We start from the raw sequence: 20,066 nt of genomic DNA, 5'->3' as shown, positions 1-20,066 counted from the left end.
TCAGACCTGAACGCGTCCGCCGTCGACGAACATCTCGATACCGGTGATGTAGCTCGCATCGTCGGATGCGAGGAAAGAAACCGCCTTGGCGATCTCGTCGGTGGTGCCGACCCGGCCAAGCGGTGTCGTCTCGGCCACTTCCTGGCGATACGCGTCGATCTGCTCGTCAGTCATCCTGAGTTCGGTTTTGTAAGCCGGCGTCACGACGACGCCCGGCGCAACCACATTGACCCGGATGTCACGGCCTTTGAGATCGGATGCCCAAGTTCGTGCGAACGATCGCAGCGCCGCCTTGGTGGCCGCGTAGACACCGAACGACGGCACGCCCTGTATCGACGAGATCGACCCCGTGATCACGATCGCGCTACCAGGCGGCATGAACGGCAGCGCGCTTTGCACGGTGAGCAGTGTCCCTTTCACGTTGATGCCGAAGTATTTGTCGAATTGCGCTTCGGTGATGTCGCCCAGCCTCGCAAATTCTCCACCGCCGGCGTTCGCGAACAGGATGTCGATTCTCTGGTGGGCCGACGTGACCGTCCGTACGATGCGCTCGAGATCTTCTGCGGACGAAATGTCGCCGCGAATCGCGTGCGCACCGTGACCGATCTCGGATACCGCCGCGTCCAGCTCGGCCTGCCGTCGCCCGGTAACGAACACCGTGGCGCCTTCGCGCGCCAGGCGCTTTGCGGTGGCGAGGCCAATTCCGGTACTGCCGCCGGTAACGAGCGCGATCTTTCCCGCATGCTTCGTCGAATGGATGTTGTCGTAAAGGGAGGTTGTCATCTCAAGGCGCCCGATTCATTTAGCCGATGACTCATCCTAGATTAAGCACATATGCAGATAAATGGGTAAATTGTGCTTTCTCTATGCACATCTGTAGATAATTGGAGCCAGACGATGGACCATTTGCAGGCGATGCGCGTGTTCTTCCGCGTTGTCGAGACAGGCGGGTTCGGGCGGGCGGCCCATTCCCTGAACATGCCGAACGCCACAGCGAGCAAATGGGTCAAATCGCTGGAAGCGCATCTCGGCGTCAAGTTGCTGGAACGCAATACGCGGCGGGTCAGCGTGACGACCGATGGCGCGGCCTACTACGAGCGCGCGCGGCAACTGCTCAGCGAGCTCGACGACATCGAGGCCACGCTCGGCCAGGATCAGGCGAGTCCGCGCGGTGTACTCAGAATCGATGCCGGCGGGTCGACCGCAAGCGGCATCCTCATTCCCGAGTTGCCGGCCTTTCTTGCCCGCTATCCGAATATCACGGTCCAGCTAGGCGTGACCGACCGCACCACGGATCTGATCGCCGAGAACATCGACTGTGCGATCCGAAGCACGTCGGATGACCCGGATCTCGTGACGCGTCCGATCGGTACGCTGGCGTGGACCACCTGTGCGAGTCCGGCGTATCTCTCGAAGCATGGCATTCCGAAACATCCGCGAGACATCGTGGACAGGAACATGCCGGTGGTCGGATATTTTTCCGCCAGTACCGGTATGACGCAGCCCCTTGCGTTTCGCCGAGGCCAGGAGTCGATTACGCTCGGGCAGGTGCGCAACGATGTTCTTGTCAGCGAGAGCAATGCGCATCTTGCAACCGCACTGGCTGGTTTGGGCATCGTCCACACGCTGGACTTTATGGTTCGCCCGTTCATTGAGCAAAAGAAACTGGTGCCCATTCTCGCGAGATGGCGGCCAGACCCGCTCGAGGTCTATATCGCATATCCGCCCAGCCGACGATACAGCACCAAGGTACGTGTGTTCGCGGATTGGGCCGCGACACTTTTTTCATCCACGTGAGCCTTTGGTCAACCGTCGGTACGCATCCTCGGCCACGGGGCGGTATCCGCCAGGATGCGACGCTGAAAGCGGCTACCGGTGCATCCGCGACGGCCTGCGTCCCGATCCGGGGCGCATTGCTACGGGCCGAGTGCCGCTGCTGCCAGCGTCGCAACCTGCAGCCGCGTATCGGGCGGCAGCCCGTCCTCCATCAGCCATACCGCCGACAAGCCCGACCACGCGAGAATCCACTGCAATAGCCGGTGCCGGTCCAACTGCGCGGCGTCGGCCACGACCGTAACGCGCTGCTCGAAACGCACGGGATCGACCGCGATGTCATGCGCGGGATTGCAGAACAGGTTCGCGTAATCGAACGTGCGCTCGCCGCGCAGCGCTTTCGGGTCGATCGCGCGCCAGCCGCGATCGCCGAAATGAAGGATGTTTCCGTGATGGATGTCGCCGTGCAGGACGACTTCGTCGACGGGCGACTCGGCCAGCAACTGACGAGCGATCGCCGCCGAGCGGCGCAGCGCGTCGTGGTCGGCATCGTTCGACAGCAGCGCGTAAAACCAGTCATGCAGCGGCACGACCGGAGGCACCTGCGGCGCACGATGCACGTGCAGCCGCGCGACGACGTCGCAGGCGATGCGCATCGTGTCGTCGTCGTGGCCCGATGCGGACAACGCGGCCAGCGACGGCGCCGGCTGCGCGCGTTCGAGCAGGATCGCGTCGCCGTCGTGCTGCCACACCTGCGCGGCGCCTTGCCCGTTCCACCAGCTCATCAGCGCATTGCCGCGCCGCTCTTCGTCGCATGTGGCGACCTTCAGCATCGCGGGCCGCGCGTGCCAGACGACCGGCAACAGGCCGCCGCTCGCGGTCAGGATCGGGCCGCCGTCGGGGACGAGGCCCCACAGGGTGAGGTATCGATCGAACATCCGACGATGGTACAAGCGAACCGGCTCGCGTGCCCGGCGCGCTCGGCTGCCGCGTCATGCCGCAGATCCGCATACACGGTGCGTGCGGGCCCCGAAGCGCTTTCCTAAATAAAATTTAGCCAGCCAAACTTTGGCTAAAGAATCTTCCGGTTTCGGGCCATCCCTTCGACAATGCGCGCCTTCCGTGACCGGTCGGTGCCCCTCTTGCGCCGGCTGTCGCGGGCACTGAAGAAGGAGCCCGACATGACCGACCACACCGCCAACCCTCCACCGCCACCTGCGCCGCCGCCACACCGCCGCCGCGTGTGGCGCACGCTCGCGGGCGCGCTGCTGGGCCTGACGCTCGCGTGCGCGGGCATCGGTGCATGGACGATCGATCGCATCTGGACGCAGCTGCCGTCCGTCGAGCATCTGGCCGTCTATCGTCCCGCGCTGCCGCTGCGGATTTTCTCGCGCGACGGCGACCTGCTCGCCGAATACGGCGTCGAGCGGCGCGAGTTCGTGCCGCTCGAACGTATCCCGCCGCTGATGCGTCACGCGCTGCTCGCGGCCGAGGACGCGAAGTTCTACGAGCACGGCGCGGTCGATGTCGGCGGCCTCGCGCGCGCGACGTTCGCGAACGTCGTCACGGGGCAGCCGGGGCAGGGCGGCAGCACGATCACGATGCAGGTCGCGCGCAACTTCTACCTGACGCGCGACAAGGTGCTGAGCCGCAAGCTCGCCGAGATCCTGATGGCGGCCAAGCTCGAACGCGAATACAGCAAGGACAAGCTGCTCGAGCTCTACATGAACGAGATCTACCTGGGCGAGCGCGCGTACGGCTTCGCGGCCGCCGCGAACGTGTATTTCGGCAAGCCGCTCGATGCGCTGAGCGCGGGCGAAGCGGCCGTGCTCGCGGGGCTGCCGAAGGCGCCGTCGGCGTTCAACCCGGTCGTCAATCCGACGCGTGCGACCGCGCGGCGCAACTATGTGCTCGGCCGCATGCATGCGCTCGGCCAGCTCGACGACGCGACGTATCGCGCGGCCGTCGACGCACCGATCGCGCTGGCGACCACGCCGCCGCCCGGGATCGTCGCGGCGCCGTATGTCGCCGAGCGTGCGCGCCGGATGATGGTCGAGCGGTTTCATGACGACGCGTACACGCTCGGCCTCGACGTGACGACGACGATCTCGATGCGCGACCAGCGCGCGGCCGAAGCGGCGCTCGAGCGCACGCTGAACCGGCAGCCGCGCGCGCAGCGCGATGCGCGCAACGGGCTCGAAGGCGCGCTCGTGTCGCTCGATGCGGCTACCGGCGACATGCTCGCGCTGGTCGGCGGCGCGGATTTCAACCGCAACGTGTTCGACCATGCGCTGCAGGCGTATCGCCAGCCGGGCTCGAGCTTCAAGCCGTTCGTCTATTCGGCGGCGCTGGAGAAGGGCTACTTCCCCGGCGTGCTGGTCGATGACACGCAGCGCACGCTCACGCGCGCGGAAACCGGCGCGCAGCCATGGCGGCCGCGCAATTTCGGCAACCGCTACGAAGGCTTCATCCCGGTGCGGCGCGGGCTCGTGCGCTCGAAAAACCTGGTTGCGGTCAGCCTGATGCAGGCCACCGACGCGCGCTACGTGCAGCAGCACGCGGTGCATTTCGGCTTCGACGCGCAGCGCAATCCGGCGTCGCTGCCGCTTGCGCTCGGCGCGGGCGCGGTGACGCCGCTCGAACTCGCGAGCGCGTACAGCGTGTTCGCGAACGGCGGCACGCGGATGGAGCCGCGCCTGATCCTGTCGGTGAAGCAGCGTCACGGCGGCGCGATGTACGAAGCGACCGCGCCGTCGGGCGGGCGCGTCGTGTCGGCGCGCAACGCGTTCGTAATGGACAGCATGCTGCGCGACGTCGTGCGCGCCGGCACCGCGCGCGGCGCGCTCGCGCTGCGCCGCGACGATGCGGCCGGCAAGACGGGCACGTCGAACGGCTCGAAGGACGTGTGGTTCGCCGGTTACTCGTCGGGCATCGTCGCGGTCGCGTGGCTCGGCTACGACACGCCGCGCCCGATGGGGCGCGCGACCGGCGCGACGCTGGCGCTGCCGGTCTGGCTCGACTACATGAAGACGGCCGTCGACGGGCGCACGCCGGTCGATGCGACGCCGCCGCAGGATGTCGCGCTCGTCGACGGCGACTTCGTCTACGCCGAATACACGCACGGCGCCTGTACGGCCGACGTGCCGTCCTACATTCGCAGCCGCTTCGCATGCGGCGGTGCGCTGGCAGCTGATGCGCCGGATGCGCAGCGCGACGGCGGCAGGCACGACGAGCCGATGCCTGCGGCCGTCGATGCGGCCGAGCGCGAACGCGTGCTCGACCTGTTCCGGACCGACGACTGACGCGCACCATGCATACGCTTTATCTGATTGCGATCGTCGCGGAAGCGATGTCGGGGGCGCTGATGGGCATGCGCCGCGGGATGGACCGCTTCGGGCTCGCGCTCGTCGGCGCGGTGACGGCGCTCGGCGGCGGCACCGTGCGCGACGTGCTGCTCGGCCACTATCCGCTCGGCTGGATCGCGCACCCGGAATACCTGGTGATCACGCTGGCCGCGGCGACCGTCGCGTCGTGGGCGGCACGGCACGTCGCTCGGATGAAGGCGCTGTTCGTCACCGTCGATGCGATCGGCCTCGCGGCGTTCACGATCATCGGCTGCGACGTCGGCGCGTCGACCGGCACCGCACCGATCATCGTCGTGCTGGCTGGTGCGATCACGGGCGTCTGCGGCGGGATGCTGCGCGACCTGCTGTGCAACGAGATGCCGCTGATCCTGCGCGAAGAGCTCTATGCGAGCGTCGCGTTCGTCACGGGCGGGCTGTATGTCGGGATGCAGCATCTTGGTATCGACGCGGGTTTTGCGACGATCGTCGCGCTGGCGGCCGGGTTCTCGATGCGGATGCTCGCCGTGCGGCTCGGGTGGAAGATGCGGACGTTCGGCGCGGCGGACCTGGAACACTGAGTGCTTGCGGCCGCGCCTGCATTCAATCGCGCTGCATCACCTGAAAGACGGTTCCTTCCGGATCGAGGCCATCGAACATCCGGTACGGGAAGCCGTCGTAGCGCTTGAGATCGCGCACGGTCACGCCGTCGCGGGCGAGCCGGTCGCGATGCGCGGCGATATCGGTGCCGATGCCGAAGACGAGTTTCACGTTGCTGGTGTCCGTATGCGTACGCGCGAGCGTGCCCGCATGGCGGAAAGCGGGGCCGGCCAGATGCAGCGCAAGTTCGATCGCGCCTGCGTCGAGCACGACCCATTCGCCATCGATCTCCTCGATGACCGGTAGCTCGAAATGCCGCTGGTAGAACGCCTTCAGCAGCGCGACGTCATGGACGTACAGGATGATGCGGGTCATCGGAAGCGGCACGTCGGTCTCCTCGACGGGAATGTACGGTCGATCTTGATCGAAAGGTGCGGACAACGGCAATGCATCGAGCGATGCGGCGCCCTCGCGCTACGCGGGCACCATCACCGGCGGCGCACCGTCGCCGGTGTCCACCATCTTCACCGCGAACCCGTAGCACTGCGCGATATGCGCGGGCGTCATCACGTCGCGCGGTGCGCCGTGCGCGACGATCGTGCCGTCGGCGAGCATCGCGATCGTATCCGCGTGCCGCGCGGCGAGGTTCGGATCGTGGACGATCGCCAGCACGCCGAGCTGCCATTCGCGCGCGACAGCGCGCACGGTGTCGAGCAGGCGATGCTGGTGCGCGAGGTCGAGCGCGGCGGTCGGCTCGTCGAGCAGCAGGTAGCGCGGGCCGCCTTCCGTCGCGTCGTCGTTCGGCCATAGCTGCGCAAGCACGCGGGCGAACTGCACGCGCGCGAGTTCGCCGCCCGACAGCGTCGTGACGTCGCGGCCGACGAGCGCATCGGCGTCCGCGCGTTCGAGGGCACGCCACGCGATGTCGCGATCGCGGTGCGACGTCGCGCCGCTGCGCCGCGCATGCGGATAGCGGCCGAGCAGCACGATTTCGTCGACGCTGAACGGGAAGGCCGGCTGCGCGGCCTGCGGCAGCACCGCGCGCAGGCATGCGAGCCGCAGCGCGTCGATGCGCGCGAGCGGTTCGCCGTTCAGCGTGACGTCGCCCGTCACGCGCACGCCGTTCGGCGCGACGCTGCCGGTCAGTTCGCCGGCGAAGGTCTTCAGCAGCGTGCTCTTGCCCGCGCCGTTGCGGCCGAGCAGCGCGGTCACGCGGCCGGGTTCGATGGACAGCGACAGGTCGCGCAGGATCGTGTCGTGCCGGCGGGCGACGTCGAGGTGGTGAGCGGTCAGCATGGTCGTCGTGAAGAAAGGATTACCCGCCGAGCGCACCGCGGCTTTTCCACAGCAGCGCGAGGAAGAACGGCGCGCCGAGCAGCGCGGTCAGCACGCCGAGCGGAATTTCCGCCGGTGCGGCGACGGTGCGCGCGGCGAGATCGGCGGCGAGCGTGAGCAACGCGCCGAGCAGCGCGGCACCGGGCAGCACGATGCGCTGGTCGGGGCCGCATGCGAGGCGTACGCAATGCGGCGCGACGAGCCCGATGAAGCCGATGATGCCCGCGCACGACACCAGTGCACCGACCGCAAGCGCGACCGCGACGAGCACGCGCCGCTTCAGCCGCTGCACGGGCACGCCGAGGTGCAACGCCTCGGTTTCGCCGAGCTGCAGCGCGTTCAGCGCATCGCGTTCGCGCGCGAGCAGCATGCAGCCGACCGCGACGCACGGCGCGACGGCCGCCAGCGCGGACCATTGCGCGCCGCCGAGGCTGCCGAGGCTCCAGAAGGTCAGCGAGCGCAGCTGCGCGTCGTCGGCGACGAACGTGAGCAGCCCGATGGCCGCGCCGACCAGCGCATTGATCGCAATGCCGGCGAGCAGCAGCAGCGGCAGCGCGAGCCGGCCGCGCGACGCGGCGAGCCGGTAGACGAGCGCGGCGACCGCGAGCGCGCCCGCGAACGCGGCGACGGGCAGCAAGGCCGCGCTCGCGTGCGTGGCAAAGAGCGCGGGGCCGAGCACGATCATCGTCGTCGCGCCGAGTGCGGCGCCGCTCGACACGCCGACGAGGCCCGGATCGGCGAGCGGATTGCGGAACAGCGCCTGCATCGCGGCGCCGGTTGCGCCGAAGCCGCCGCCGACCAGCAGCGCGAGCGCGACGCGCGGCGCGCGGATGTCGAACAGCACCGCGCGCGCCTGCTGCGCGGCGGCATCGCCGGTCAGCGCGGCCCACGCTTCCGCGAGCGGAATGCGGTACGCGCCGACGCACAGCGCGACGACCGACATCGCGCACACGAGCGCTGCGAGCGCGGCCAGTGCAAACGGGGCAACGCGGCGCGACGTGCCGACGCGCGCGGCGCCGGAGCGCGAGGCGGGCGACGGCGTGGAGAAGGGCGAAGCGTGAGCGGGCATCGTGGCGATCCGGAATCAGGCGAGCGCATCCGACAGGCGTCGGTGCAGGGTCGTGACGGCGAGCGGCAGGCGCGGACCGAAGCCGAGCAGGAACAGCGCATCGAGCGACACCACGCGTTGCGCGCGGCCGGCCGGCGTCGCGCCGAAGCCGGGCGTTGCCAGCAGCGCGGCGCGACCGCCGACGGCCGCGAGCCCTTCGTCGGAGATCAGCACGACATCGGGCGCGGCGGCCGCGAGCGCCTCGGTCGTCAGCGGCTTGTAGTGATCGAAGCCCTGCATCGCGTTGCGCGCGCCCGCGTAGCGGATCATCGCGTCGGCGGCCGTGCGCTGGCCGGCGACGAGTGCCTGGTTGCCGGTATGGTTCAGCACGAACAGCACGCGCTGCGACTGCGCGCCGCCGGGCGCGCGTGCGGCGACCGCGTCGCGCGCGGCCTGCCAGTCGCGATCGAAGCGTTGCAGCAACGCGGTGCCTGCGTCGCGCACGTCGAGTGCCTGAGCGATGCCGGTAATCTTTGCGCGCGCCGATTCGACGTCGTGGCGCTCGTCGAACGTCGTGACCGTGACGCCGGCGCCTTTCACCTGCGCGATCGCGGTCGGCGGGCCGGCTTCCGCCGACGCAAGTACGAGATCGGGCCGCAACGACAGCAGCCCTTCGGCCGACAGCGCGCGCTGGTAGCCGACTTTCGGCAAACGCTTCGCGGCGTCGGGATACGTGCAGGTCGTGTCGGCGCCGACGAGCCGGTAGCGCGGCGTCTCGGCACCGCCGAGCGCGAACGCGGTTTCCGCGAGCGCGCCGCCGATCACGACCACGCGTTTCTGCGCGGCCGAAGCAACCTGCGCGAGCACGCTGCCGGGCAGCGCGCCCGCGAGCGCACCGGCCGCCGCGCCGGCGAGTACTGCGCGGCGGCGCGTATCGAACGGCCGCGCGCTCACCGCGCGTCCCCACGCGCGGCCACCGGCAGCGTCGCGACGAGCGCACGCCAGTCGTCGCGTTCGACCTTGCCGGGCTTGCGCTCGCCGAACAGCAGCGCCACGTGGTCGCCCTGCCGGTCGAACAGTTCGAGCGACGTGACGATGCCGTCGCTCGTCGGCTTCTTCACGACCCAGGCGGCGGCGATCAGGTCCTCGCGCACATGCAGGTTGAAGTCGGGGTCGAGCACGTTGATCCACGCGCCGACCTCGCGCACGTTCGCGACGGGGCCCGTATGGATCTGGATCATCCCCGCGTTGCCGACGAATACCATGATCGGCTGGCCGCTTCGTGCGGCCTGCTGGAGCACGTGACGCAGCGCATGCGCGGTCTCGACCGGATACGCGTAGCGCGGATCGGCAAGGCGCAGCGCCTGCATGCGGCTCACGCCGAAGCGCTGCGTGATGCCGAAGAACTGGTGCGTGTCGGTCATCGCGTCCCACGCGGCGCGGAAGCCCGCGACGTCGATCTCGGTATCGGCGCGCTCGGGCGTTTTCGGTGCGGCGGGCGCGACGTCGAGGCCCGGCTCCTGCGACGGTGCGCGCCAGCGTTCGACGAACGCGTCGTACGCCGCATGGTCGCTGTGCGCGCGCAGGTACACCTTGTGGATCGCATGGCCTTGCGCGTCGAAGAACTGCAGGCTCTGCAGCGGGCCGTGCGCGGTTTCGTCGCGCACCGCGAACGCCGACACCCAGTGGCGATAGAAGATGCGCAGGTCGATGTCGCCGAGCGCGAGGCCGACGGGGCCGTCATGGCTCATCTGCGCATATTCGCCGTCCTTCTCGTGGACGGCCGTGTCGTTGCGCGTGAGCGCCATCACGCGGCCGAGGCGCGGCATTTCCTCGAACATCGCCGGAAAGCGCGCGTCGAGCCGCACGACGTGCTCGCCGACGAACGCGGCGAGCGCCTCGCCTTCGCTGACGCCGAGCGCCTGCGCAACGTCGCGGTTGCGCAACTGGCGCTCGGTCTTGAGCTTGATGAACGCGTCGCGCAGCGCGGCGGCCGCGCGGGCCGGCGTGGCTGGTTGACCGGGAAGGGCGGATTGCATCATGTCGGACTCCTTCGTGTAACGGTTGAGGTGGTTGCGCGGGCGGCGCGCATCAGAAATCCACTTTCATGCTGACGGCGACCGTGCGGCCGGGCGACGAATACGCATCGAGCACCTGCGAATCGGCCGCGATGCCGCGCACGTCCGACCAGTTCCAGTACTTGCGGTCGAACAGGTTGCGGATGCCGATCGTCGCGCTCACGTGCTTGTTGAAGCGATAGCCGCCGCGCAGGTCGACGACGAACGACGACGGCGGCGTGAAGCAAGCCTTGTTCGAGCAGTCGGACTTGTCGACGTCCTTGTCGCGTTTCGCGGCCTGGAACAGCAGGTCGCCCTGTACGAACCAGCGTTCGCCGGGCTCATAGCGCACGCCGAATACGGCCGAGAACGGGTTGACGGTGTTGAGCGGCTGACTGGCCGCGCCGTCGTTCTGCGTCGAGCCCTTCGTGAACGCCATCGCCGTCTTCAGCGTGATGCCGTTCGGCATCGCCCATTCGGCGCGGCCTTCGAGGCCGTGGATGCGCGCGTCGGCGAAGTTCACGTACTGGAACACGAACGGGTCGGCCGGCCGGCCGCTGCCAGCGATCGTCGTGCGCGAGATGAAGTTGCGGTAGCGGCCCGTGAACGCGGCCGCGCTGTAGCGCACGACGCCGTAGCCGGTGCCGGCCTTGCCGCGCAGGCCGGCCTCGAACGTGTCGCTCGTCTCGGGCTTCAGGTTCGGGTTGCCGATCGACGTGTAGCCGTACACGGGGTTCGAGAAACTGCTGTTCACCTGGTCGGGCGTCGGTGCGCGGAAGCCGTGCGCGTACTGCACGTACGGAATGACCGCCGGCGTGATCTCGTAGAGCACGGCGACGCGCGGCGACAGTTCGTTCGCGCTCGTCGACACGGCCTTGCCGGTGAACAGCGGATCGTTTTCGGTCGGGCTCAGCCGGTACGTGTCGAAGCGCAGGCCCGGCGTGACGAGCAGGCGGCCGTAGCCGATCTGGTCCTGCACGAACGCGCCGAACAGCGTGTAGTCGGTGTCCGGGAATGCCTTGTTCGGGAACGCCTCGCCGACGCCCGGCACCGTGCCGTCGCGCAGGTTCGTCACGCGCGACAGGCTGCCGTCGACGCCATACAGCAGCTTGTGTGCGAACGGGCCGGTCGCGAAGCCGCTCTCGGCGAACGCGGAGCCGCCGAACGTGCGTTCCTTGTACTGGTTGTCGCGCGAGCGCGAAGGCTGCCTGCCGCGCGTCTCGAACGCGTACTGGTCCTGCTTCGCGTCCTGGTAGTAGAACTGCACGTGCGCGGTCTGGAACCAGCGGAACGCGTCGTCGCGGAAGTCGTAGTCGACGCTGAAGCGGTTGCGCTCGAGGCGGTCGTGGGTCGTGAGGCCGAGCGTGGCCGGCGCATTGATCGCGGACAGCACGTCGGTGCTCACGCGCCGCTGCACCGTCTCGGCGGTGAACTTGAACGTGTCGCGCGTGGTGGGCGTCAGCACGAGCTTGCCGAGCAGCGATTCCGAATAGACGTCCTGCGGGTTCGACGTCGTGCGCAGCGTGCTCGCCGAGTTGTTGCTGCCGCGCGTGTCGACTTCGTGGCCGCGCCGGCCGTCGGCGATGATCATCCCCTGGATGCGATCGTTGCCGCCCGCAGCCGATATGGTCGCGCCGATGCTGCGGTCGGCCGAGTCGTAGCTCGGCCGGAACGAGAAGTAATAGGGCTTGTCGTAGACCGATAGCAGGTCGCGCGGATCCTTCGTGATGAAGTTCACCGCGCCGGTCAGGCCGTCGCTGCCGTACAGCGCCGACGCGGGCCCGCGCAGGATTTCGATGCGCTTGAGCGTGTCGAGATCGGCGTAGTCGCCGCGCCCCGCTTCGAGCGGGCCGAACGAGAACGCGCTCGGCAGGCGGATGCCGTCTTCCATCAGCAGCACGCGATTGCCTTCGAGGCCGCGGATGTTGATGCTCGAATCGCCGTCGCGGCCGCCGCCGAGCGCGGCGCTGCCGGGCCGGTACGCGGTGCGGCGCACCGTGATGCCCGGCTCGTAGCGCAGCGCGTCCTTGATGTTGGTGGCCTGCTGTTCCTCGAGGTCCTCGTCGGTGATCACCGACACGGACGCCGCCGTGCGGCTCGCGGCGGTGGCCGTGCGGGTGGCCGTGACGGTGACGGGGTCGAGCAGCGCCGCATCGCCGCGTGCGGATGCGGCGACGAGGACGGTGGAAGGCAGGGTGGCGCCTTGCGGCGACGAATCGGCGTGAGCCGTGGCGGCGGACAGGCCGAACGCGCCGAACAGCGCGGCACAGATCGGCCGCCGCGCCAGCGTATAGCAATGCACAGGTGGTCTCCCATTGACGATAACAAGCCCGAAGGCTGGCTGGGTGACGCGTTCACCTGGCTGGCCCGTTTGCGCGCGGCAGGCGGCAAACGGCGAATTGAAAGGCAACTGATAACTTTACCAGTGTAAATGAGAATTATTATCAATACAAGAACGAAACACGACGCGTGTGAGTGAGCGCTCGCCTGCGGCCGGCGCGAGCCGCGGCGGGGTATTCCGGGGAAATCGCCGGCCGGTCAGGCCAGCGACTCGATACGGATCAGCAGGTTGCGCGCGTGGGAGATGAACGCATCGTGCGTCGCGCGATCGCTGTGGACGTCGAGGCCCGCCTGCTCGGCGAACACGATCTGTTCGGTGTAGAGGTCGACGAGCGCACGGCGTGTGTCAGGGGGAAGCGCGCGGATCATCGACACGATCAGCAGTTCCTGTGCGCGGAGCGTGCCGGACAGCGATTGAACGTTCATGCTGGCCTCCTCGGACGATGCGGCGGCGAGCCGCTCTTTCCATACTAGGCGGTCGGCGCATGCAACGCAGGCGCGAGGCAGGCGATCACGTGGAGGAATGCGATGCGACGGGAACGCCACGCGCGACGAAATGCGTCGCGCGCGGACGGCAATCGCGGATCGAAGCGTGCAGCGTGCGCTGCGAACGGAATCAGCCGGCGGGACTGGCGGCCTTCGCGGCCTGCGCATCGCGCACGACCTGCGCGACGCGTTCGACGAACTCGGCGTCGGCGCTCGACAGCGCTTCGCGCTGGCCGTCGGGCATCTCGACCATCAGCCGGTACGTGATGTCCTGCGTGGCCCACGAGAGATAGCCGACGACGACGAGCATCACGCCGACGACGAGCGCGGCGCTCGACGCGCCGATGCCGCCGGCGACGGCAGTGGCCGCGCCGATCAGCGAGATCAGCGACGGAACGAGGCGGTTCTTCGGAATCTTGACGACGTCGACCTGGCGGATGTCACGCAGTGCGAATACCTGCCCGGCGGTCGACAGGCCGTTGCGCGTGACCATGACGCCACGTTCGTTGAATGCGTTTTCCATCGTGTGTTGCGTGGACGAAAACGCGCAGCGTAGCAGGTTTCATTGCCGCGTCAAACGAGACCGACTGCCGCACGATGCGTGCGGCAGGGCCGAAAGACGGGAAGCGGGTGGCGCGGGAATGCGTTCAGAACTGCAGCCGGCCGTCGCCGTAAAGCCGGCCCGGCACGTGCGAGGCGACGACCTCGGCGATCTCTTCGTCGGTCGATTCGGCCGGCACGATCTGGCGCCGCGCGGGTGCGTCGAGGTGCATCGTCCATTCGACGAGCCGATACGGGCGGCCCCATGGCCGCTGCATTTCAACCGAGACGCGGCAGCTCTGGACCGGCAGCGAGTGTTGGCACGTCAGAATCGCGTGCAGATGGCTGAAAACGGTATCTTCGATCATCATGGCCTCCGATCCTGTCTTGTGGGCAATCGATGGCGGCGCCGTCGGCGTGTCTTAAAAAAAAAGCCGCCGATGCTCAGGCGGCCAACAGGGGGGGTGAGAGCATCCTCTCAGCCCAGAATTAAGCGAAACTTAAAAGCCCATAAAAAAGCGCCCCGCGTGGAGCGGGGCGCTTCTTGCCGTCGTGATCCGCGAGTTAAGCGGATGCTTTAGAACTTGTGACGGATACCGATACGTGCGGCGATCTGGTTCTTCGAACCCGTGCCCGACGTGTTGAAGTAGCTCGTGCTCGAGCCGATCTGCGCTTGCACGCCCTTGCCCGAAGCCTGCTGGTACACGACCAGGCCGTACACGTCCGTACGCTTGCTGAGTGCGTAGTCGGCGATACCGTTGACCTGGTTCCAGTGCCACGAGTTGCCGTTCTGCGTCGCGTTCGTGTACGTGTAGCCGAGGCCGCCCGACAGTGCCGGCGTGAAGGCGTACTTCGCGCCTGCTTCGTAGGCGTTGTAGAACGTGCCGCCTGCGCCCGAAACGGTCGAGAACTGCGTACGCGTCCACAGCAGCCATGCCGTTGCCGGGCCCCAGACGTAGCGGCCACCGACGCCGTACGTGCGCAGGTCGCGGACGTTGCCCGTGCTCAGGTTCGCGATCGTCGTCGAGAAGCCCGGCGTCGACTGGCTCGGGTAGCGGATGTCCGTGTACGCCGCGCCGACCGAGACCGGGCCGTTCGCGTAGTTCAGGCCGAAGCTGTATGCGCGCGACGAGCCTGCGGTCGTCGTCGTGCCCGTCGTCGTGGCCGGTGCGCCGGCGAAGTCCGTCGAGTTCGAGAAGCCGTACAACGCGCCGAACGTGAAGCCCGAGTAGTTCGCGCTCTGGAACTTCACGGCGTTGTTGATGCGGCTCGACGTGAGCTGGTCGATGTCGTTGACGTGGTACGCGTAGTTACCCGCGACGGTGTTGCCGCCCGTCGAGTAGTTCGAACCGAGGATGTCGGTCGAGAACGAGTACTGGCGGCCGAACGTGACCGTGCCGTATTGCGACTGGCTCAGGCCGACGTAAGCCTGGCGACCGAAGATCGCGCCACCCTGGCCGATCGTGCCGTTGCCGCTGTTGAAGCCGTTTTCGAGCACGAAGATCGCCTTCAGGCCGCCACCGAGGTCTTCGGTGCCGCGCAGGCCCCAACGGCTGCCCTGGGCAACGCCGTCGTCATACTTGAACAGCTTGCCCGTGCCGCCGTTGGCGGTCTTGCTGTGGTTCACGTAGCTGATACCGGCATCGATGACGCCGTACAGCGTCACGCTGCTTTGTGCGTGCGCCGTGCCGGCCGTTGCTGCCAGGACGGCGATGGTCAACAGTTTCTTGTTCAAAGGATTCTCCGAGCGAATAAATGGCGTGTCCAGTTGCGGTTCCGGCGCTCTCTCTGGGCGCTTTCACGTACCGGCCGCAACTTTATCGGCGGGCCACGTAATGAATATGACAGCGACTGTCATATGAAGAATGTGTGGTGCCGATGCGACATTAGGGCCTGCTTGCATAGGGAACGTGCATGCGTTGCCACGAGAACGGCCGCTCGCGAGGCGCGCGACGCCGCGAATACTGGCGTATCGCCAAGGAGCGCAACGCGGCGAGCGGCCGTTCTCGTGGCAACCCCAAATTGAAAAATACGTTCCACGGGAATGCCCGAAATCGCCCGCATGGCGGCGTCGCTCGTCGCTTGTTTGGCTCGGCCAAACGGCGCTCCTCACTTCTTGCCCTGCGAGCGATTTCGGGCATTCGCATGCATGTTCCCTATGCAAGCAGGCCCTAAATTCTGCCCGGGTTGTATAGCGGGAGTTATACCGATTTCGGCTGAGATTCGATCGCGATCAGGAATATGCACATGAAATAAGCTTGGTTGGTGGCGTTTGGGCCCCGTGTCACGATCCGTCCTCCAACAATCGACATGGGACAAGAGGACACCACATGCGACGCTCGATTCTGACCGGCCTCGGCGCACTCGCCGCCGCGCTGGCATTCGCCGCACCCGGCGCGCACGCCGATTCTCAAACGCTGAAGATCGGCACGATGAGCGGCCCCGACGCACAGATCTGGACCGAAGTGACGAAGGTCGCCGCGCGCGAAGGGCTCGCGATCAAGGTCATCGAATTCAACGACTACGTGCAGCCGAACGCGGCGCTCGATGCGGGCGACCTCGACGCGAACGGCTTCCAGCACCAGCCGTTCCTCGACAGCCAGATCAAGCAGCGCGGCTACAAGATCGTGAACGTCGGGCTCACCTACACGGCGCCGATGGGTTTCTATTCGAAGAAGCTCAAGTCGCTGAAGGACTTGCCGGTGGGCGCGAAGGTCGGGATCCAGAACGATCCGTCGAACGGCAACCGCGCGCTGCTGCTGCTGCAGAAGTACGGGGTGATCAAGCTGAAGCCGGGCGTCGGTGCGAACGGCGTGAACGCGACGCCGCTCGACATCGCCGAAAACCCGAAGAAGATCAAGATCGTCGAGCTTGATTCCGCGCAACTGCCGCGCGCGCTGCCCGACGTCGATGCCGCATCGATCAACACCGACTACGCTGTAAAGGCCGGGCTCACGCCGGTGAAGGATGCGATCGCGATCGAGGATCTGCGCGGCCCGTACGCGAACCTGATCGCGGTGCGCGCGCAGGACAAGGACAAGCCGTGGGTGAAGAAGCTCGTTGCGGCCTATGAATCGGACGACGTGCGCAAGTTCATCGACCAGAAGTTCGGCGGCGCGATCGTGCCGGCCTTCTGAACGGTCTTCACGCTGAACGGCCGGCGGCCTGAGCGGCCGCCGCGCCACGCTCTCCGGAAAGCAAATCGCCCGCGCAAGCGGGCGATTTCGTTGGTGCGTGCGATGCGCGCCGTGACCGGGCGCGCGGGCCGGCCGCTCAGGCCGACAGCAGCGAACCCGTGCGGATCGCGGTCGCGCCGGCGATCCGCGCGACTTCCATGCCGGCCGTCGCGAAGCGCACGATCTGGCGCGCGTACAGCACGCCCGATACGCTGCTCTTCAACGTGACGACGCGATCGGTCAGCGGGTCGACGATGTCGGCCACGGCCTCGCCGGCCTCGATCATCGCGCCGACCGGCGTGCGGAACACGATCACGCCCGACACGGGCGCGACGAGCGGATCGGTGCCCGCAAGCGGCGTGGCCGGATGCGCGAGCGGCGGCAGCGGCGCCGGCGTGCCGTCGACGACGCCGCGCTCGGTCAGGTATTCGACGATTGCCTGTGCATCCTTTTCGGCGAGCTCGTACGACACGTCGCGTTCGCTGCGCAGTTCCACCGTGACGGAAATCGCGCCGTTCGGGATCGGGAAGCGGTCGCCGAAGCGGTTGCGCAGATCCGACCAGCAGAAGCTGTGGATTTCGTCGAACGGATTGCCGACCGAATTCAGCGCGAGCAGCGACGCTTGTGCGTCGAGATAGCGCGACAGCGGCTCGACGTCCGGCCACAGGTCGGGATTCGTGTAGAGGTGCATCACCGCATCGCTGTCGCAGTGCAGGTCGAGCACGATATCGGCGTCGAACGACAGCTTCTGCAGCGCGAGGCGCTGCGAGTCGAGCTCGGTGCGCGGCTTCTGCTCGTCGAGCGCTTCGCGCATCGCGGCGCGCACGGCGACGAGGTTGCGTTGCGCATCGTTCGTGAGGTGGTGTTCGACGCGCGGCAGCACCAGCGCCGCGAGATCGTAGAAATTGCGGTTGAAGTTCTGCATCGAGCCGAGCTCGAAGCGGCCGAGGTGATCGCCGAACACGTGCTGCGACAGGCCGATCGGGTTCGGCACGGGCACGATCACGACTTCGCCGCGCAGCTTGCCGGCCGTCTCGAGCGCGGCGATCTTGCGGCGCAGCAACGTGGCGACCAGCATGCCGGGCAGTTCGTCCGCGTGCAGCGACGACTGGATGTAGACCTTCTTGCCGCCGCGCGGGCCGTAGTGGAAGCTCGTGATCTGTCGTTCGGTGCCGACGGCGGGGGAAATCAGCGGATGGGTCTGCGTTTGCATGATGAGGGGAGTGCGGCGCAGCCGCGAATGATCCGGTGTGCGTGGAAGATCGATTGTACGTTGCCTTCCTCGCCGCCATCAAACCGGCGCCAGAACATTGCGTTTTCCGTTGTGAATCATCAGGTTGGCGCGGAAAAAATAACGGTGCGTGCACCGCGCGCCCAAGCAAAACGGGCGCCTCGCGGCGCCCGTTCCGTTGCGGCGCATGGTGCGCCGGCTGGCCGTGTTACTTGCCGTAGACGTCGAAATCGAAGTACTTCTTCGCGATCTTGTCGTAGGTGCCGTCCTTGCGCATGCCGGCGATCGCGCCGTCGATCTTCGACTTCAGGTCGGTGTCTTCCTTGCGCAGGCCGATGCCGGCGCCGTTGCCGAGCGTCTTCGGATCGTCGATATCCTTGCCGGCGAAGTCGAAATTCGCGCCGCGCGGCGTCTTCAGGAAGCCGATCTCGGCCTGCACCGCGTCCTGCAGCGCGCCGTCCAGACGGCCCGAGATCAGGTCGGCGTAGACCTGGTCCTGGTTCTGGTAAGGCACGACGTTCACGCCCTTCGAGGCCCAGTACGTCTTCGCGTAGGTTTCCTGGATCGTGCCCTGCTCGACGCCGACCGACTTGCCCTTCAGCGATTCAGCCGTCGGCAGCAGGCCCGTGCCCTTCTTCGTGACGAGGCGCGTCGGCGTGTTGAACAGCTTCGCCGAGAAGGCGATCTGCTCGGCACGCGCCGGCGTCATCGACATCGACGACAGCACGCCGTCGAACTTGCGGGCCTTCAGCGCCGGGATCATCCCGTCGAAGTCGTTCTCGATCCACACGCACTTTGCGTTGATGCGGCGGCAGATTTCGTTGCCGAGATCGACGTCGAAACCCACAACCTTGCCGTCAGCGCCTTTCGATTCGAAAGGCGGGTAGCTCGCGTCGACGCCGAACCGCACGGTCGACCAGTCCTTTGCGTACGCGCCGCCAGCCGATACGGCGAGCAGGGCAACGGTCACAGCCGCAAGAATCTTTTTCACCAGGTGACTCCTCGTTTTGTTCGATGGGTGCGCGGTTGTGCCGCGCCGTAAGCCTTCGGTCCGCCGCGGCTTCGCGTCGGACTGTCCGTTTCGCCCACCCGATGCGGGCGCGCGACGTGCGGAAGATTATCAAGACAAAATACCGGCAGGGCGCCTAGGACAAGCCCCGATACCGGGCCCGGCGGCGGCGCGTCGCGGGTGCCGCCGTTTCAGACACAGGAACGATTCAGCCGAGCGTTTCGTTGACCGCGCGCTGCAGGCACGTGACGAATTGCGATACGGCGGGCGTGGGCAGCAGGTCGCGCCGCGCGATGATCGACAGGTCGAAGCGTGGCATGCTCTCGTCGAGTTCGGCCGTGCGGATGCCGAGCGGCGCGACCATCTCGGCCAGCGGCCGCGTGAAGCAGCCGATCACGTCGGAGCGCGCGACGAGCCCGAGCGTCACCGCGAACGACATCGGCGAGCGCAGCAAACGTTTCGGCAGCGGCAGCCCGTGCGTCTCGAACATCCCGACCATCACGCTATGCGGAAACTGTTCGGCGCCGACGGTGACGATCCACTCGGCATCGAGCAGTTCCTCTAGACGGCGCGCATGCGCGAGCGGATGGCCCTCGCGCATCACGATCGTGAATTCGGTCGACAGCAGCGGCGATTGCGTGAAATCGCGGTCGAGCGCGGGCACATGGTGCATCGCAGCGATGTCGAGCGTGCCGTTGCGCAACTGCGCGAGCGCGTCGGGCACCGTCACTTCCTCCAGGTGCAGGCTCACGTTCGGCATCGACCGGCGGAACGCCGTGACCGCATGCGGCAGCGCAGTCAGCGCGATCGACGGCATCGTGCCGACCGCGACGCGCCCCGCCATCTCGCCCTTCACCTGCTCGACGGCCTCGACCGTGCGGCGGATGTCGCCGAGCAGCTGCTCGGCGCGCGGCAGCAGCGCCTGGCCGCACGCGGTCAGCTCGACGCCGCGCACGCTGCGCGCGAGCAGCTCCGCGTTGAGCGCCGTTTCGAGCTCGCGGATCGTATGCGTGATCGCGGGCTGCGTGACGCCGAGTTCGCGCGCGGCGGCGCGCAGGCTCTTGAGGTGCGCGGCGGAGACGAACGCCTGGAGCTGCGCGATGTTCAGGGGGTTGCGGATGCGGGTCATC

The 20,066-nt window shown here is 67.4% G+C and carries 19 protein-coding genes; 4 read left to right on the top strand and 15 right to left on the bottom strand.

Annotated elements, in window-relative coordinates; translation table 11 throughout:
• Positions 1-783, bottom strand: a complete 783-nt coding sequence (locus U5798_RS08365) for a glucose 1-dehydrogenase (RefSeq protein ID WP_322081776.1) — start codon at positions 781-783, stop codon at positions 1-3.
• Positions 784-897: 114 nt separating this feature from the next.
• On the opposite strand from U5798_RS08365, the gene U5798_RS08360 reads away from it, so the two are divergent.
• Positions 898-1,797, top strand: a complete 900-nt coding sequence (locus U5798_RS08360) for a LysR family transcriptional regulator (protein WP_322081775.1) — start codon at positions 898-900, stop codon at positions 1,795-1,797.
• Positions 1,798-1,916: 119 nt separating this feature from the next.
• Here U5798_RS08360 and U5798_RS08355 read toward each other — a convergent pair whose 3' ends face one another.
• The gene (locus U5798_RS08355; protein ID WP_322081774.1) at positions 1,917-2,711 is read right to left on the bottom strand and encodes an aminoglycoside phosphotransferase family protein; all 795 of its coding nucleotides are present in this window, start codon (positions 2,709-2,711) and stop codon (positions 1,917-1,919) included.
• A 243-nt stretch (positions 2,712-2,954) separates the two neighbouring features.
• Between U5798_RS08355 and U5798_RS08350 the strand changes: the two genes are divergently transcribed.
• Together U5798_RS08350 and U5798_RS08345 are read left to right on the top strand one after the other, a co-directional pair.
• Positions 2,955-5,075, top strand: coding sequence for a PBP1A family penicillin-binding protein (locus tag U5798_RS08350; protein ID WP_322081773.1), 2,121 nt, complete (start codon positions 2,955-2,957; stop codon positions 5,073-5,075).
• A gap of 8 nt (positions 5,076-5,083) precedes the next feature.
• Positions 5,084-5,695: a trimeric intracellular cation channel family protein gene (locus U5798_RS08345; protein ID WP_124451079.1), complete on the top strand. Its 612-nt coding sequence runs from the start codon at positions 5,084-5,086 to the stop codon at positions 5,693-5,695.
• Between the two features lie 22 nt (positions 5,696-5,717).
• Here the strand turns inward: U5798_RS08345 and U5798_RS08340 are convergent, their stop codons facing one another.
• The 10 genes from U5798_RS08340 to U5798_RS08295 all read right to left on the bottom strand — a co-directional run bounded on the left by U5798_RS08340 (position 5,718) and on the right by U5798_RS08295 (position 15,255).
• Positions 5,718-6,101 (bottom strand): VOC family protein, encoded by a 384-nt coding sequence (locus U5798_RS08340; RefSeq protein WP_322081772.1) that lies wholly within the window; start codon positions 6,099-6,101, stop codon positions 5,718-5,720.
• 87 nt (positions 6,102-6,188) lie between these two features.
• Positions 6,189-7,010: a heme ABC transporter ATP-binding protein gene (locus U5798_RS08335; protein WP_322081771.1), complete on the bottom strand. Its 822-nt coding sequence runs from the start codon at positions 7,008-7,010 to the stop codon at positions 6,189-6,191.
• Positions 7,011-7,029: 19 nt separating this feature from the next.
• Positions 7,030-8,118 carry a FecCD family ABC transporter permease gene (locus U5798_RS08330; protein ID WP_124451083.1) on the bottom strand — a complete coding sequence of 363 codons (1,089 nt, stop codon included), beginning with the start codon at positions 8,116-8,118 and terminating at the stop codon, positions 7,030-7,032.
• Positions 8,119-8,133: 15 nt separating this feature from the next.
• Positions 8,134-9,051 (bottom strand): helical backbone metal receptor, encoded by a 918-nt coding sequence (locus U5798_RS08325; RefSeq protein WP_322081770.1) that lies wholly within the window; start codon positions 9,049-9,051, stop codon positions 8,134-8,136.
• Positions 9,048-10,139 carry a hemin-degrading factor gene (locus tag U5798_RS08320; protein ID WP_322081769.1) on the bottom strand — a complete coding sequence of 364 codons (1,092 nt, stop codon included), beginning with the start codon at positions 10,137-10,139 and terminating at the stop codon, positions 9,048-9,050. The genes U5798_RS08325 and U5798_RS08320 overlap by 4 nt, the downstream gene beginning before the upstream one ends.
• Positions 10,140-10,188: 49 nt before the next feature.
• Positions 10,189-12,456 (bottom strand): TonB-dependent hemoglobin/transferrin/lactoferrin family receptor, encoded by a 2,268-nt coding sequence (locus tag U5798_RS08315; RefSeq protein ID WP_322081768.1) that lies wholly within the window; start codon positions 12,454-12,456, stop codon positions 10,189-10,191.
• Between the two features lie 236 nt (positions 12,457-12,692).
• Complete coding sequence (locus tag U5798_RS08310; RefSeq protein WP_124451104.1) at positions 12,693-12,920, bottom strand: hypothetical protein; 228 nt, start codon at positions 12,918-12,920, stop codon at positions 12,693-12,695.
• Between the two features lie 190 nt (positions 12,921-13,110).
• Complete coding sequence (locus U5798_RS08305) at positions 13,111-13,503, bottom strand: DUF6232 family protein (protein ID WP_322081767.1); 393 nt, start codon at positions 13,501-13,503, stop codon at positions 13,111-13,113.
• 124 nt (positions 13,504-13,627) lie between these two features.
• The gene (locus tag U5798_RS08300) at positions 13,628-13,888 is read right to left on the bottom strand and encodes a DUF2866 domain-containing protein (RefSeq protein WP_011548992.1); all 261 of its coding nucleotides are present in this window, start codon (positions 13,886-13,888) and stop codon (positions 13,628-13,630) included.
• A 209-nt stretch (positions 13,889-14,097) separates the two neighbouring features.
• On the bottom strand, positions 14,098-15,255 hold the full coding sequence (locus tag U5798_RS08295) for a porin (protein ID WP_124451107.1): 1,158 nt from the start codon (positions 15,253-15,255) through the stop codon (positions 14,098-14,100).
• 595 nt (positions 15,256-15,850) lie between these two features.
• Between U5798_RS08295 and U5798_RS08290 the strand changes: the two genes are divergently transcribed.
• Positions 15,851-16,657 carry a MetQ/NlpA family ABC transporter substrate-binding protein gene (locus U5798_RS08290; RefSeq protein ID WP_124451110.1) on the top strand — a complete coding sequence of 269 codons (807 nt, stop codon included), beginning with the start codon at positions 15,851-15,853 and terminating at the stop codon, positions 16,655-16,657.
• Positions 16,658-16,793: 136 nt separating this feature from the next.
• On the opposite strand, the gene U5798_RS08285 is transcribed toward U5798_RS08290, so the two are convergent.
• From U5798_RS08285 to U5798_RS08275, 3 genes are all read right to left on the bottom strand, one after another.
• Complete coding sequence (locus U5798_RS08285; protein WP_322081766.1) at positions 16,794-17,909, bottom strand: succinylglutamate desuccinylase/aspartoacylase family protein; 1,116 nt, start codon at positions 17,907-17,909, stop codon at positions 16,794-16,796.
• Positions 17,910-18,135: 226 nt separating this feature from the next.
• Positions 18,136-18,918: an ABC transporter substrate-binding protein gene (locus U5798_RS08280; protein ID WP_124451114.1), complete on the bottom strand. Its 783-nt coding sequence runs from the start codon at positions 18,916-18,918 to the stop codon at positions 18,136-18,138.
• Positions 18,919-19,144: 226 nt separating this feature from the next.
• Positions 19,145-20,065, bottom strand: a complete 921-nt coding sequence (locus U5798_RS08275; protein WP_185658152.1) for a LysR substrate-binding domain-containing protein — start codon at positions 20,063-20,065, stop codon at positions 19,145-19,147.
• Position 20,066: the final 1 nt, after the last annotated feature.

It is taken from the genome of Burkholderia sp. BCC1972 (assembly GCF_905339605.1).
In the GTDB taxonomy this organism is placed as follows: domain Bacteria; phylum Pseudomonadota; class Gammaproteobacteria; order Burkholderiales; family Burkholderiaceae; genus Burkholderia.
The sequence above is the reverse complement of the archived record's forward strand: the minus strand, read 5'-3'. Positions and strand labels throughout refer to the sequence as shown.

Excerpts from the sequence above, each read along its gene's own strand:
- U5798_RS08330 (WP_124451083.1), bottom strand. The coding sequence starts at position 8,118 with ATGCCCGCTCACGCTTCGCCCTTCTCCACGCCGTCGCCCGCCTCGCGC.
- U5798_RS08360 (WP_322081775.1), top strand. The coding sequence starts at position 898 with ATGGACCATTTGCAGGCGATGCGCGTGTTCTTCCGCGTTGTCGAGACA.
- U5798_RS08310 (WP_124451104.1), bottom strand. The coding sequence starts at position 12,920 with ATGAACGTTCAATCGCTGTCCGGCACGCTCCGCGCACAGGAACTGCTG.
- U5798_RS08365 (WP_322081776.1), bottom strand. The coding sequence starts at position 783 with ATGACAACCTCCCTTTACGACAACATCCATTCGACGAAGCATGCGGGA.
- U5798_RS08300 (WP_011548992.1), bottom strand. The coding sequence starts at position 13,888 with ATGATCGAAGATACCGTTTTCAGCCATCTGCACGCGATTCTGACGTGC.
- U5798_RS08285 (WP_322081766.1), bottom strand. The coding sequence starts at position 17,909 with ATGCAAACGCAGACCCATCCGCTGATTTCCCCCGCCGTCGGCACCGAA.
- U5798_RS08335 (WP_322081771.1), bottom strand. The coding sequence starts at position 7,010 with ATGCTGACCGCTCACCACCTCGACGTCGCCCGCCGGCACGACACGATC.
- U5798_RS08320 (WP_322081769.1), bottom strand. The coding sequence starts at position 10,139 with ATGATGCAATCCGCCCTTCCCGGTCAACCAGCCACGCCGGCCCGCGCG.
- U5798_RS08275 (WP_185658152.1), bottom strand. The coding sequence starts at position 20,065 with ATGACCCGCATCCGCAACCCCCTGAACATCGCGCAGCTCCAGGCGTTC.
- U5798_RS08350 (WP_322081773.1), top strand. The coding sequence starts at position 2,955 with ATGACCGACCACACCGCCAACCCTCCACCGCCACCTGCGCCGCCGCCA.
- U5798_RS08345 (WP_124451079.1), top strand. The coding sequence starts at position 5,084 with ATGCATACGCTTTATCTGATTGCGATCGTCGCGGAAGCGATGTCGGGG.
- U5798_RS08290 (WP_124451110.1), top strand. The coding sequence starts at position 15,851 with ATGCGACGCTCGATTCTGACCGGCCTCGGCGCACTCGCCGCCGCGCTG.
- U5798_RS08355 (WP_322081774.1), bottom strand. The coding sequence starts at position 2,711 with ATGTTCGATCGATACCTCACCCTGTGGGGCCTCGTCCCCGACGGCGGC.
- U5798_RS08305 (WP_322081767.1), bottom strand. The coding sequence starts at position 13,503 with ATGGAAAACGCATTCAACGAACGTGGCGTCATGGTCACGCGCAACGGC.